The 13,309-nt window shown below is 39.2% G+C and carries 16 protein-coding genes and 1 tRNA gene; 4 read left to right on the top strand and 13 right to left on the bottom strand.

The window, feature by feature from the left end; all coding sequences use genetic code 11:
- Nucleotides 1–103: 103 nt before the first annotated feature.
- From H561_RS0102735 to queD, 9 genes are all read right to left on the bottom strand, one after another.
- Nucleotides 104–781 carry a response regulator transcription factor gene (locus tag H561_RS0102735; protein ID WP_027385621.1) on the bottom strand — a complete coding sequence of 226 codons (678 nt, stop codon included), beginning with the start codon at nucleotides 779–781 and terminating at the stop codon, nucleotides 104–106.
- Entirely contained in the window at nucleotides 750–1,478 is a 729-nt protein-coding gene (locus tag H561_RS0102730) for a sensor histidine kinase (RefSeq protein WP_051349284.1), read from the bottom strand. The genes H561_RS0102735 and H561_RS0102730 overlap by 32 nt, the downstream gene beginning before the upstream one ends.
- Before the next feature lie 50 nt (nucleotides 1,479–1,528).
- The gene (locus tag H561_RS0102725; protein WP_034761257.1) at nucleotides 1,529–2,137 is read right to left on the bottom strand and encodes a hypothetical protein; all 609 of its coding nucleotides are present in this window, start codon (nucleotides 2,135–2,137) and stop codon (nucleotides 1,529–1,531) included.
- A 20-nt stretch (nucleotides 2,138–2,157) separates the two neighbouring features.
- A complete protein-coding gene (locus tag H561_RS0102720) occupies nucleotides 2,158–2,889 on the bottom strand; it encodes a hypothetical protein (RefSeq protein WP_027385618.1) in 732 nt (243 codons plus the stop codon).
- Nucleotides 2,890–2,968: 79 nt separating this feature from the next.
- Nucleotides 2,969–3,589, bottom strand: a complete 621-nt coding sequence (locus H561_RS0102715) for a DUF5715 family protein (RefSeq protein ID WP_027385617.1) — start codon at nucleotides 3,587–3,589, stop codon at nucleotides 2,969–2,971.
- Between the two features lie 191 nt (nucleotides 3,590–3,780).
- Nucleotides 3,781–4,329 carry a hypothetical protein gene (locus tag H561_RS0102710; protein WP_034761253.1) on the bottom strand — a complete coding sequence of 183 codons (549 nt, stop codon included), beginning with the start codon at nucleotides 4,327–4,329 and terminating at the stop codon, nucleotides 3,781–3,783.
- 35 nt (nucleotides 4,330–4,364) lie between these two features.
- On the bottom strand, nucleotides 4,365–5,351 hold the full coding sequence (locus H561_RS0102705; protein ID WP_027385615.1) for a LuxE/PaaK family acyltransferase: 987 nt from the start codon (nucleotides 5,349–5,351) through the stop codon (nucleotides 4,365–4,367).
- Between the two features lie 160 nt (nucleotides 5,352–5,511).
- Nucleotides 5,512–6,303, bottom strand: a complete 792-nt coding sequence (locus tag H561_RS0102695) for a UDP-2,3-diacylglucosamine diphosphatase (protein ID WP_027385614.1) — start codon at nucleotides 6,301–6,303, stop codon at nucleotides 5,512–5,514.
- A 24-nt stretch (nucleotides 6,304–6,327) separates the two neighbouring features.
- Nucleotides 6,328–6,774 carry a 6-carboxytetrahydropterin synthase QueD gene (gene queD / locus H561_RS0102690; protein ID WP_027385613.1) on the bottom strand — a complete coding sequence of 149 codons (447 nt, stop codon included), beginning with the start codon at nucleotides 6,772–6,774 and terminating at the stop codon, nucleotides 6,328–6,330.
- A gap of 91 nt (nucleotides 6,775–6,865) precedes the next feature.
- On the opposite strand from queD, the gene H561_RS23190 reads away from it, so the two are divergent.
- Nucleotides 6,866–7,312: a TlpA family protein disulfide reductase gene (locus tag H561_RS23190; RefSeq protein ID WP_051349283.1), complete on the top strand. Its 447-nt coding sequence runs from the start codon at nucleotides 6,866–6,868 to the stop codon at nucleotides 7,310–7,312.
- 43 nt (nucleotides 7,313–7,355) lie between these two features.
- Here the strand turns inward: H561_RS23190 and H561_RS0102680 are convergent, their stop codons facing one another.
- Nucleotides 7,356–7,739, bottom strand: coding sequence for an acyl-CoA thioesterase (locus H561_RS0102680; protein WP_027385612.1), 384 nt, complete (start codon nucleotides 7,737–7,739; stop codon nucleotides 7,356–7,358).
- Nucleotides 7,740–7,884: 145 nt separating this feature from the next.
- On the opposite strand from H561_RS0102680, the gene H561_RS0102675 reads away from it, so the two are divergent.
- Complete coding sequence (locus H561_RS0102675; protein ID WP_027385611.1) at nucleotides 7,885–8,538, top strand: ComF family protein; 654 nt, start codon at nucleotides 7,885–7,887, stop codon at nucleotides 8,536–8,538.
- Nucleotides 8,539–8,771: 233 nt separating this feature from the next.
- Here H561_RS0102675 and upp read toward each other — a convergent pair whose 3' ends face one another.
- Both upp and der read right to left on the bottom strand, forming a co-directional pair.
- The gene (gene upp / locus H561_RS0102670) at nucleotides 8,772–9,425 is read right to left on the bottom strand and encodes a uracil phosphoribosyltransferase (RefSeq protein WP_034761250.1); all 654 of its coding nucleotides are present in this window, start codon (nucleotides 9,423–9,425) and stop codon (nucleotides 8,772–8,774) included.
- 80 nt (nucleotides 9,426–9,505) lie between these two features.
- On the bottom strand, nucleotides 9,506–10,816 hold the full coding sequence (gene der, locus H561_RS0102665) for a ribosome biogenesis GTPase Der (protein WP_027385609.1): 1,311 nt from the start codon (nucleotides 10,814–10,816) through the stop codon (nucleotides 9,506–9,508).
- Between the two features lie 339 nt (nucleotides 10,817–11,155).
- On the opposite strand from der, the gene H561_RS0102655 reads away from it, so the two are divergent.
- A tRNA-Gln gene (locus H561_RS0102655) sits at nucleotides 11,156–11,226 on the top strand.
- Nucleotides 11,227–11,658: 432 nt separating this feature from the next.
- Here the strand turns inward: H561_RS0102655 and H561_RS23185 are convergent.
- Nucleotides 11,659–12,870 carry a BspA family leucine-rich repeat surface protein gene (locus tag H561_RS23185; protein ID WP_051349282.1) on the bottom strand — a complete coding sequence of 404 codons (1,212 nt, stop codon included), beginning with the start codon at nucleotides 12,868–12,870 and terminating at the stop codon, nucleotides 11,659–11,661.
- 193 nt (nucleotides 12,871–13,063) lie between these two features.
- Between H561_RS23185 and H561_RS0102645 the strand changes: the two genes are divergently transcribed.
- On the top strand, nucleotides 13,064–13,309 hold a 246-nt coding region (locus tag H561_RS0102645; protein ID WP_027385608.1), incomplete at its 3' end, for a transposase.

Genomic DNA, 13,309 nt, shown 5'->3' with positions numbered 1-13,309 from the left:
TAACAATAGGTTATCTATTAATGAATTCTTCAAAGTAACGATGAAAAAAAAAAGGAACGTAGCGTAAAAAGTACCAAATAAAAAATTCCGTATTTGTACGGAATCAGATTTTTTCTAAAGAATATATATTATTGATAATGGCATAAATGACAATGCCGACCGTATTTTTGGCCCCTATTTTATCAACGATTCTCTGCCTGTGACTTTCTACGGTTCTCGGGCTGATGAATAATTTTTCCGCAATTTCGTTGTTGGTATATTCCTGGCAGATCAGTTTCACGACGTCTTTTTCACGGTCAGAAAGTTCGTCATCCATATCAAAGAGTGTTCTTTTCTTGGCAGGACTGTTCATATAGGAAAAAATCATCTGATGGTCCTCCGGGGTGAAGAAGATCCCGTTTTTATACACCATCGTAATTGCTTCTATAAAGGCATTTCTGTTCGAATTTTTAGGAAGGAAAGCCGATACGCCCAGTTTTACCATATATCCGAGGATCGTGGTTTTATAGTGTGAGGAGAGGATGATAATTTTAAGATCCGGATATTTTTCTTTCAGGATTTCCACCAGCTCAAAACCGTTCATGGGCTGCATCTGAACATCTACCAAAGCGATATCGGGAAAATCTTCCCCGGAGGTATGCTCTAAGGTCTGTAAAAAATCCGGTCCGGTGTTAGACGTAAAGTCTACCGTAATATTCTGTTCGGATGACAGGAGCATCTTTACCCCTTCAACGATCAGCTGTTCGTCATCAACCAGTGCTATTTTGATCTGGGAATTCATTGTTGTATGGAATTTTAATAATTAAACGGCTGCCTTCATTTAAAACATTTTTCCATTTGTAGGCCGCATTCATAGATTTTATTCTGGATTCGATATTCTTTATACCCATCCCTTTTTTCACTTCTTCGTATTCAAAACTCTGCCCGTTGTCTGAAATGACTACGCAGAGATAATCCTTATGATCTTTAATGTAGATCCTGACTTTTGACGCTTCCGAATGTTTGAGAACATTCGTAGTGAATTCCTGGATGATTCTGTATAACTGTACTTCTATAAAAATATTTTTCTTCTGAAACTTCGGGCTTACCGTCAGCGAGATATTGATTCTTCCTGCCAGATTTGCAATCAGCTCTTCTATGTATAATACCAATCCCACAGCCTCAAGATTCACAGGATACAGTGAATGCGAAATGCTTCTTGCGGAATCGATCAAAGAAGAGATCTGCGTGGTAATATTTTTTTTAATCAGTTCATCCCCTTTTGTATCAAGGTTATTCAGCCATAATGAAAGGATATTCAGGCGGTTGCCAATATCATCATGAATCATTACCGCAATTCTTTTCCTTTCCGATTCCTGCGCCTTGATATTTTCCAGTGCCAGCTTTTTCTGATGTAACACCTCTGCTTCATACTGTGTATTCTTTTCCCTGACAATCCTCTGGATAAAGCTTCTGTATGCCAGCAGAATAAAAGACATGATGATCACCAGGACGACGATCAACGCTATAAAAAAGGTGATATTTAATGTTATTTCTTTAATTTTAAAAAGGTATAAATGATGGATAAATAAAGAAAACTGCAGAGAATATTATTCATACCCCAGATGAGCTGGGCTTCCTCCTTTCCGAATGCCGGAAGCTGCCGCAGAAGGAAAAACAGAAAAACCGACAGCGCATAATACAGAAAAATAAAACTGTCTGCCAGTATAAACCGGTCATTGATCTTACTGTTCTTAATTTCGGTAAGCAGTGCATATCCTGCAAAAGAAATCACCACAATATTGGATATGACCTTCTTTACCTCATTGGTGATACCGTCAGCATCAATTAAAAAATAACCTGCCATTAAAACAATCGGGATACCCCAGTAATACGGCAATTTGAGCTTCCTGATAAACAAAATCCCCAAAAGAAGCAGCTCTCCGGAAACATAATAAGGAAAAATAAAGCCGAGGTCTTTTACCTCAAACTGATAAAGCGCAATTTTAACAATAGCTTCTATTAAAAAAAGAAAAATGATATAATATACATACCATTTTTCTGTATTTTTAAAAGATCTGTACTTTAAAAGTCCGATAAAAGCACAGATTAACAGTAAACTATTATTGAGATAAATTATTAGATGATAAATATCCACAATATATTGGGGTTAAAAAATTACATATACTTACAAAGCGGCGGACACGCTTCTGACCAGTCGTAGGTATTGGAAATTCTCTCGACGCTCCCGCCATTACCAAGTTCATGGTAAAAAGAAATAAAAATAAGGGTAGGCAAAACCCGCTGGTACACTTCTGAAAATTTAAGCCCGAATGAACAGATGATATTCGTCAGCCCGGGTTTTGAAGGAATCAGGTCATCTGAAGGCACATAGAATTTTTTAAAAATCCTGGCTCCGGCAAACTCGGAACTCTCTCTGTAAAACCAGCTCATGCCGTCATTTCTCCACGACTCGATTGCTGTTACGGCTTTATCCTGATCCAGCATCGTCTTTCCGGATACCGGCAGGTACATATCGGCATTATTATTTATTTTTCTGAGATCTTTGGAGAGGTACGCATTTTTCACAAGGGTGTATTCTTCTATTTCCGTCAATGCCAGATCCCGGTCCAGTTCACCAAGAGAACTGTAAGGATAATTGTCTACGGTTATTGTTTTGCCATCTGCATCCATCGGGCAGAGAACGGCCACCAGCTTACTCTGATAAATTCCTATCTGCGTACAGAAGTCCGTATTTTTATTCTGCCTTCTCACCCATTCCACGGTATCAGCATCAAAATTAAAGACATAGTTGGTACGGATCAGGTTTTTAATGGTGGTATAACTTCCACAGGATTTGGACCAATCTGCAACCGCAGTATTCAATTGTTCCCGGTTAAGTGTGTTCATATTTTTCACGGTTTTTGTGGGATAAAATTATGTAAACTAAATTATCTGTGCAAGTATATCACGCAGAATTGAGAAGCCGTTAATAGTTCCTTACCGTTATGTGGAAACAGCTCTGCTGTTTTTCTTTGATATAATAAATTTTACCGGCATCGGCATAATATTTCAAAACCTTCTCTAAAGCAGTTTCCAGCCTATTATTATACTTTAAAACATCATTAAACCGTACATAGGAAATATCGAAAGCGTTACCGTAATTATGTGAACTGATCCCCAAAGAGGCATTGGTATTAACTTTTCTTAATCTGCACTGGTCTTCCAGCGTTCTGGTAACAGAGGAAACGGTAAACACATTCCCTTTGGTCTCCTTACTGAAACGCGACCCTATTTTTTCCAGCATCAGCTTCCCTTTGGACACCATCCACGGCCTGCTGTAATCCAGTTTATAAACGCGGTATCCTTTTCCTGTTTTTTTAATCCTGTGAAGCTTCCCGCTGTTAATGTATTTCGTCACTGTTTTCGGATCCTGAAGAAGCCTGATCCCGAAATTTCTCGAAGCGTCGAGGTGAGGTTTATAAAGAGCTGTCGGCTTTACTTTTAAAACTTCTTCAAGATCATAGCAGGGCAGTGATTTTTTTGATGCCTGAGAAAAATAAGATCCGTGGATACCTGCTGCAATCACCACACACAAAAACTTTTTCATGAAAGCCATTTTAAATTATTCAATTAAAAATAATCATTTCTTGTATACCGACCCCTATAACCATGATATAGGCAGTATATTTTACAATCATGATAACTCCGGGTGTAGTATTGTTATGAAAGCAATGCCTGTTCACATCAATTGAAGATTAACAGGGAAACCGTTCATTTCTAAACAGTCAGTTTTATAATCTACTTAAGCTTTTTAAGGTCAAAAGGATTTCTGAAAATCAGTTCTTCATGTTTTCCTTTGATTTCCAGTTTTCGCTGCAGTAAATTCAAAGCCATTTTCCGGATGAAAAAATCCTTGTCAATCAGTTTCCAGTAAGAATCTTCATGCACGCGTTTGGGGCTGCGAATTACATAAAATTCCGTATCCCAGGAATCTACATTATGGTAAAACTCAATAATCCCGCAATGCTCAGGAATAAGCGAGTGGTCCACCATCCCCATCGGGAGCAGGAAACTGAATGCATTACAGATGTAGTCTCCGCAGCAGATTTTGTCATGTTTTAAAAACTTTTCCCCCGTATTGACATTAGTATAGGATTTTTTAAAATCATTTTTAAAGTCGCTTTTTGACAGCTTAATCTCAATCTCATGGCTGAACCCTTCGGCATCAACAATCAGGATATCCGCTTCCCAATCGGCATGGAAATGATTAGTCAAGACAATTTCCTTCTCAAAATTACATTGAGAATGGATGAATGCATGAACTAACTCTTCAATCTTTAACTTCATAAACCTGATTCTGAATCTGAAATTTTAAAACTCTGTTACGAAACCAAAAGGCTGCATCCGCGGATGTCTGAATGGTCTATCCTTCCCAATACCTGGAATTTATTTCCAATGATTTTCCCTAAATCCTGGGTTGCAATAAACGAACAGGAATGAATGTTGGCGAGATCGATGATGTTGATGGCCCCGGTCCTTCCCTCTTTTTCATAAGCCAGGGGATCTTCGGCATTCCTGATCCTGATTCTCATCCATTTCGGGCATTCATATTCATTATTCCCTAACGAATAGGCCTGTGAAAGCAGTTCGGTCATGGAATATTCGGAATAGATTTTATCTGTTCTGAAGCCTTGCTGTAGAATTTTCAGCAGTTCGTCTTTGGTCATTTCTTCTTTCCTGCCTTTCATGCCGCCTGTCTCAATCACGACTAAATTTTTAAGAAATCCGAGCGGCTTCTCGTTTCTTTCAGAATGGCAATAGTCCAGGAAATCCAGTAAGGCAAAGGAAACGCCGAAAAGAATGACTTTTTTGTCTTCCAGCGTATTCAACAGCCTGAATAAATCTTCATGATTGTAGAGAAAATATCCGTTTTCAGGCTGACCGGACTTTTTCATCAGGTAATCCACCATGTAAATCAGAGAAGAGTTTTGTTTTTCCAGATAGCTGGGCAAAAGCCCCAGGAAAATGAAATCCTCGGGTTTCCCTATAAACTGCTCAAAACTTTTATAAATGCTCTCTTGGTAGATGTTTTCATCAGCGATCCAGTGTTTGGACAGGTTCATCTTCGTGGTCCCGGAACTTTGGAAGAACAGATCTGATGTCTTATTTTGATCTAAAATATGATGGTTTTTAAACATCTCAATCGGCAGAAAGGGAATTCCTGCCAGGCTGTTCACTTGTTCAGGGCTGATCTTTAAATAGTCTACGAACTTTCTGTAGATTTTTACATTTTCATACTGATACCGGAACGTCTCCAGCGAAGCTCTTAAAAAATCCTGTTCTGTCTGTATATTGAATATATTGTTCACTTCTTAAATACTAACTTAGGTGATCTTATTATCCGGTTAAACCCTAGATCCGGTTTTATTTTTTTATAGACAACAAAATCCTGGTCAATTATTGTCATCAGATAGACGGAAGACGGATTGAAACAAAGATAAATTTCGGTTCATCCGGAAAATTACCTCTTTATAAGGTCGTTTTTACCGTGCTCTTCCCAAAAGTCTTGAGTTCAAATTCATGCTCAAAAACACCATACGTAAAGTAAGAAATCCAGTCTCCGAGATTGATATATTTGGCATCCTGCCCCAGGTCAAGAACCATCGGAAGATGCCTGTGGCCATAAATAAAATAGTCAATCTGCTGGGTCTTAAGCTTTTCTTTGGAATAAATGATCAGAAATTCTTTGTCTTCCCCTAAAAACTGCTTGTCTTCATCCCCGGAAATCATCTTGTTTTTCTGGGACATGTATAACGCGATCTTCATCGCCACATCGGGATGAAGCCATTTGAAAAACCACTGTGCCACAGGATTCGTAAAAACTTTTTTCATCCTTTTATATCCTTTGTCTCCCGGGCCCAGGCCGTCTCCGTGGGCCAGTAAAAACTGCTTCCCGCCCATTTCAAAATACTGTTTTTTATAGAACACTGTACACCCGATCTCTTCTTCCAGATAGTCTTTCATCCAGAGGTCATGATTCCCCACAAAAAAATAAATATGGATCCCACGGTCTTTCAGCTCTGCGATTTTCCCCAAGACCCGCACATACCCTTTCGGGATCACGTGTTTCCATTCATGCCAGAAATCAAAAAGGTCACCCATTAAAAACAGTACCTGTGCATCATGTTTGATCTCATCCATCCAGCGGATAAAGCGCTCTTCCCGGATTTTACTCTCCTTGGGGGTAGGCGCGCCGAAATGCTGGTCTGAAGCAAAATATACTTTTTTCCCGGGTTCTAAATTAATGGTTGTCTTTAACACCTTTTACGTTTTTGCTGAATAGAATTACTGGTTATCTTCCGCAAACCATTCCCCGTAAGAGTTTTCGGTTTCATGAAGTTTCAGGTAGGCCAGAGAAACCCCTTCCGGAAGGCTCCGCTTTATTTTTGAGGCAATGGCATACAGCATATTTTCGCAGGTCGGCTGAAAACTGCAATAGATCACTTTATGCCCTTTATCTTCAAGGTCTTCTCCCAATTCGCGATGCGGAGTCAGCGCGTTGATTAATACGGCATGATCCCACACATCCACAATCTCGGATTTTACGATACTCTTGATATCACTAAAATCCACCACCATCCCGTTTTTCGGGCTATCCAAATCATTAACAGGCTTTCCTTTCACCGTTACAAACAGCTTATAGGAATGTCCGTGCATATTTTTACATTTCCCGTCATAGTTATACAGCACGTGAGCCGTCTCGAATGTAAAAATTTTTGTAATACGTATCATAAGGCAAAGATAAGGAATTTGGTTTGTTTCATTGATCTATTACGTAAGGTGAAAATCTGATCCGCAATAATAATCAACATCTACCCGTTACTTGAGAATAAAAACAATAGCCGTATTACTGATAATAAGCTTTTCATCACTCAATGCCCAGCAGAGAGTATTCGGGACCCATCCCAGCCTTGAAAATAAGATCGGAACCCGTTTCCCTATTGAAGATTATACCAATCAGAAAGGTGAGAAGTTCACACCCGATGCGCTTAAAGGAAAAAATTCTTTAATTAATTTTTGGTCGGCTTCCTGTGAGCCCTGCATTGAAGAACTTCCGTATTTAAACAGATTAAAAGAAAGGTTGGGCAATAAAGCCAATTTTATCGCGATTACTTATGACAGCCATGAAAAGACAGCACAGTTTCTGTCAAAAAGGGAATTTAATTTTCTCCACATTACCGATTCCGGAAAACAGCTGAATTCTTACTTTCCGTTGATAAGAAATCTGATGACCTTTATTCTTGATAATAGAAATCACAGGAATTGTTGATGAAACAAAAACGGAAACGATTCTGAAAATCCTGAACGAATAATTACAGCTTATCCAGCCAGGCGCTTTCCAGCCTCTTAATTCTCTTCGTTTTATAATCAATAAAAACCCAAAGCGTCAGTGAATCCACGACCAGTTCACCATTACAGTAAAATTCGACTTTCCTCGGCTGGCGGATTCCTTCGGGAGGTTTGGGATACGTTTTGACCGTTATAATATCTCCCAGGTAAACCTGCTTTTTATACTGTATATGATGATCAAGGAGCATCCAGAGGTCCTCAGGATATCCTAATTTATCTTTTACAGCATTCCAATGTTCAACGGCAATCTCTTCTACCCAATGCACATACTGAACATTATTGACATGATTATGCCCGTCAATATGCTGCCCCGTTACCTGTATTTTCTTTTCATAAATCAAACTCATTATCAAATATAAAGCTTTTAAATTTTATTTTCCGGTTTTATTCGGGAGTCAATAAGGGATCCACAGAAACCGGTTATGATAATATTCAGGCTGATTTTTGCTCTGATTAAGGAAAATCTTTAATTTTAGGATTAAATACACACAGATGATTTTAGACCTGCTCTTCCCGAACCGCTGCCTTGAGTGCAACCGGATTATTGACGATAATTTACTGGTTTGCAGCCTTTGTTTTGAACACATCCAGTTTACCCACAACACCTATGCTGATCATAATTACATGCAGGAACGGTGTAAGCTTCTGTTTCCTGTAGAGCATGCTTTTGCCCTCATGAAATTCGAAAACGAGAATATCAGCAGGAAAATCATCCATGAATTAAAATACAAAGGCAGAGAAAAAGCCGGAAAAATTATGGCCGGCTGGACGACGGAAAGGCTGGATTTCCAGCATGAAGCACCGGATCTCCTGATAACCGTACCGCTGCACCCGAAGAAGCTGAAAGAAAGAGGCTACAACCAGCTGCATGCATTTGCGGAAACCCTGTCGGAATTCTACCATATCCCTTTTGACCATCATCTGGTGAAGAGAAACCGGTATTCGAAAGCACAGGCTTTAAAGGACAAACGGCACAGACTGGAAACTGAAAATACATTTTCCGTTACTAAAGATATTTCAGGAAAACATATTTTACTGATTGATGATGTATTTACCACCGGAAATACGGTAGCCAACATAGCCTGGGAAATCCTTAAAGCAGGAAATAACAGAGTGAGTGTTCTGGTAATGGCAGTAGATATGTAATTTTAATTCTGAAATGACTCACAGAAATTATTCATTGATAAACCAATGAATCAACTACACATAGAATTGTGTACATGCATTTCAAAAATAATTCCCGCAGATCTTATGAAGGTGGATCTTATATATCCAAAAATCAGTAGTCATAGAATTAAAAATAGGCTTTATACAGCTTTAAGACTAAAGTGTAACGGCTCTTGATCCGGAATAAATCTCCGGAAGTTTTACATTCCTTATTATCTCTGAAGTTTTTCTCCGTAGCTTAAATCTCCTGCATCGCCCAGGCCTGGGGTAATGTACCCTTTTGTCGTTAAGTCTTCATCAATGACACCTACCCATATCCTGGCATCAGGATAAGCTTTTCCGATGGTTTCAACGCCCTGTCTTGAAGCGATGGCCGCCACCACATGAAGCTGAGTAGGGGTTCCGTTGGTTAACAGATCTTTGATGGCTTCGATTAAAGAAGCCCCGGTGGCCAGCATCGGGTCGGCAACAATCAAAGATCTTCCGTCAATATTGGGGCAGGTCAAATAATCCTGCTTGATTGAAAAATAATCATTGGCATCATGCTTCCGGTAGGCTGCTACAAAACCGCAGTCGGCTTTATCAAAATAGTTCAGTATCCCTTCGAACAGAGGAACTCCTGCTCTCAGAATAGTGGTGATCACCGGCTGAACAGCAATTTCCCTTGCTGTAACAGTATCTAAAGGGGTGCGGATTTCAATTTCTTCATGCTCAAGGCTTTTACTGATCTCGAAGGCTGCAATTTCCCCGATCCTTTCCAGATTCCTGCGAAACCTCATCCTGTCATGCTGGATTTCCACGTTTCTGAGTTCATTGATCCAGGAATTGACAAGCGAAAATTGTTCTGATAATACAACGGTATTCATTATTTGAAAAGCTTTGTATAAAATTATGAAAATTTAATGAAAACAAATCCCTTTCAGAAAACCTGAAAGGGAAGATACTATTATTTTTGTCTGAAATACACTTCGATCGGAACTCCGGTAAACCCGAATTCTTTCCGCAGCTGGTTTTCAGTAAATCTTTTATACGGTTCCTTTACATATTGCGGCAGGTTACAGAAGAATACAAACTGCGGTGACGGCGTCGGAAGCTGTACACAGTATTTGATCTTGATGTATTTCCCTTTGTTGGCCGGCGGCGGTGTCCCTTCGAAAATCGGCAGCATGACTTCATTTAATTTGGAAGTCTTGATTTTCTTTCTGCGGGCTTCGTACACTTCCATGGCCAACTCAACGGCTTTCAGGATCCTCTGCTTGGTCAGCGCTGAAATGAATAAGATCGGAATATCATTAAACTGTCCGATTTTATCTTTGATCTGGTTTTCGAAATCACGGATGGTGTTGGTCTGCTTATCTTCAATAAGGTCCCATTTGTTAACAAGGATAACAATCCCCTTACGGTTCTTCTGGGCCAGCCCGAAGATATTCATATCCTGGGATTCCCAGCCCTGTGTGGCATCTACCATGATAATCACCACATCAGAATACTCGATGGAACGGATCGAACGCATCACGGAATAGAATTCCAGGTCTTCGGAAACTTTGGATTTCCTTCTCATTCCCGCCGTATCCACCAATACAAACTCGTGTCCGAATTTATTGTAAAGGGTCTGGATACTGTCCCGGGTAGTTCCTGCAACATCGGTTACGATATTTCTTTCCGCATCAAGCAAAGCGTTTGTCAAAGTGGATTTCCCTACATTCGGACGGCCGGCAATGGTAATCTTAGGCAGCCCTTCAAACGGATCTTTATAATCGGTAGTCGGAAAATCTTTAACGATATCATCCAGAACTTCACCGGTTCCTGAACCCGTTGCAGAAGACAGCGTATAGTATTTTTCAATGCCCAACTGGTAAAATTCCGTAGCCGCCACTTCTTCTTTTGAAGAATCCACTTTATTGATCACAATGTAAACCGGCTTGTTGGATCTCCTTAACATCTCATGGATTTCGTAATCCGTATCGGTAAGGCCTTCTTCCACGTTCAGCATGAAAATAATTGAAGTAGCCTCATCAATGGCCAGCTCTACCTGTTTGGAGATTTCACCCTGAAACACGTCATCGTTATTCACATCATACCCTCCGGTATCAATTACTGTGAAATCGACTCCGTTCCAGTCGGATTTCCCGTAGTGGCGGTCTCTGGTCACACCGGCTGTAGAATCTACAATAGCTTCTCTTCTTTCCAGTAAACGATTAAAAAGTGTGGATTTTCCTACGTTGGGACGCCCAACGATTGCGACAATATTCGACATAAAAATGTTTAATAATCCTTCGGTTCTCCTCCGGATGAGTTATTAATGGGTTTCTCCAACTTTTGGAGCCCAATTTTTTGCAAAGATAGGATTTTTATTTAAACTGATTTTCAATGATCAAGAGAAATAACCGGCCTGATGAAAATCAAGCATATACTATCAACCCTCTGATGAAGAAACCCAGCCAGAAAAATTCTTATTCTGAGCCAGAAAATTTCCTTAATAATAATAATTTGACTATCAATACATAACACTGAAACCCCTGCGTTTCCCTAATGGACACCGGATTTTTATTTTTGTATATAAAATAATTTCTATAATTTTGGATCATTGAAACAAAGACCCATGGTGTAACGGTAGCACTCTGGTTTTTGGTACCATCAGTTGGGGTTCGAATCCCTGTGGGTCTACAAAACCGGAGAAATGATTAATCATTTCGCCGGTTTTCTTTTTTAGCAACTCACTGTTAATCTGAAAATACGATGTGCCATGATGTTGATTCTGTTAGTTTGGTCATATTGGTTTTGTAAGCGGTCCGGAAATAAGTTTCCAGAGATATTTTCTTCTTTTTGATAATAGGTAAAAGATCGTTTTGTGGGATTTATTACTACTATCATTGTACAATCAGGTCTTTCAGATTAGAAAATAAAATCAATAGAACGCATTTTTGTTTGTCATCAGCTATTAATGAGAATAAGCATAATATAGTAATTATCAAAAGTTTTGTCTTATTATATCGTCTTCTAAAATGTTCTTCACTTATACAAATATAACACTTAACAAGCTCCAAAGTACAATGACTTTGGAGCTGAATTTAAAAAGGTAACCTTTTAGCTGACCTACTATTGTTTGCTTATTTTAGTGAGAATAGTATCACCTTTTAAGAAATAGTCCCCTGACGGATATTCAGTAAGATCGATCGTGTTTTTCCCTTTTCTAAACATCACATTTTTAATGAAGTTACCGTTGATATCATATAATTGAACATTTTCGTCTGCTGCGGATTCCACATTGATCACTCCTGTCGTTGGATTAGGATAAGCGGAAGTTTTAGTTTTTGCTGAAACGTCTCTTGTTGACAGAAAACAACCGGAAATATAGGAATCTCCAATAATATTAAACCCTTTGTTGATCAGTTGGGCTCTGGCCAGCATAGCTTGCGGTGTAGAATAAACAAGTCCTGTTGCATCTATAGTTCCGGATGTTATTGTTGAGTTCGTCCATGTAGGATTATTATTCAGAGCAATGAGAAAATTACTGTAATTCGTACATGATAAGCCAGCATTTTTAAATCCGAAATAGATTGCATTCCATTTGAAGTTTTGAAGCTTGATATTCCATGCAGAAATGTCCTGGTCAAAATGTGAAGCATCAGAAAACATATTAAATCCCGCAGTATAATCAACCTTACTTACATCCCAGTTCCCAATGGGCTGATTGAATGATACTGCATTTTCAAACATATGCTCAAAGTCTGTTGCTTTACCTGTATTCCAGTTATCAAGTGGCTGATTAAATGCTGCCGCATTATAGAATGTATAACGGAAACTGGTAGCATTTTCTGTATTCCATGAATTTAATGGCTGATTAAAAGCAACAGCATCCGAAAACATGGAAGAGAAATCAGTTCCGGATATTGTGTTCCAGGCAGAAATATCTTGATTGAAAGAAGAGGCAGAAGAAAACATGCCGCTAAAATCTGTTACTTTTGATGTATCCCAGTTTCCAATATTCTGATTAAACAGAGTCGCTCCGCTGAACATACTGCTCATGTTTGTAATATTGTAAGGATTCCAGTAATAAAATGAAGTGTGCCCTATCAAAGATGAACAGTTGAGGAACATTTGTGATAAACTGTTTATCTGTGTAAGATCAGGAGCATCTGCAGCCGTTACGTCAAGATTGGGACAGTTTGCAAATGCACTGTCGAATTGCTGAAGCCATGTAGTATTTCCCCATTGGCTGAGTTCTATGAGTTCCTGATTTCCACCGGGAGGCATAATGCCGGTATTGGCCCTGAACCCATAAAATCCGTTACCGCTGGATACTTTCACTTCGTAGGTGGCCTCCAGGGGATCTGCTTGTAATGATGGCCCGAAATTTATGGTTATAGGATTATTGCTGTTAGAGGTTACAGAATTCAGGATTCCGTTATGCTGAGGATATCTGACCTTCTCCCAAAAAACTGGAACAATTAAAAGTAGAGATTTTTCGAGAAATAATTAAATTTAAATAAAGAAAAGTCTAATGAAAAAGAGCAGATTTACAGAGAGTCAGATTATTTTTGCATTGAAACAGTCTGAGACAGGAGTGAAAGTCGAAGAAGTTTGTCGTAAGATGGGTATAAGTGAGGCCACTTTCTACAATTGGAAGAAGAAATTCGGAGGTTTGGGGATTACAGAACTCCGGCGTTTACGTCAATTAGAGGAAGAAAACAGTCAACTCAAGAAGTTGGTAGCCGACCTAAGCCTGGATAAGCAGATTCTCCAGGAT

It is taken from the genome of Chryseobacterium gregarium DSM 19109 (assembly GCF_000430845.1).
GTDB classification, from domain to species: Bacteria; Bacteroidota; Bacteroidia; order Flavobacteriales; family Weeksellaceae; genus Chryseobacterium; species Chryseobacterium gregarium.
This window is presented reverse-complemented; position numbering and strand designations above follow the sequence as displayed.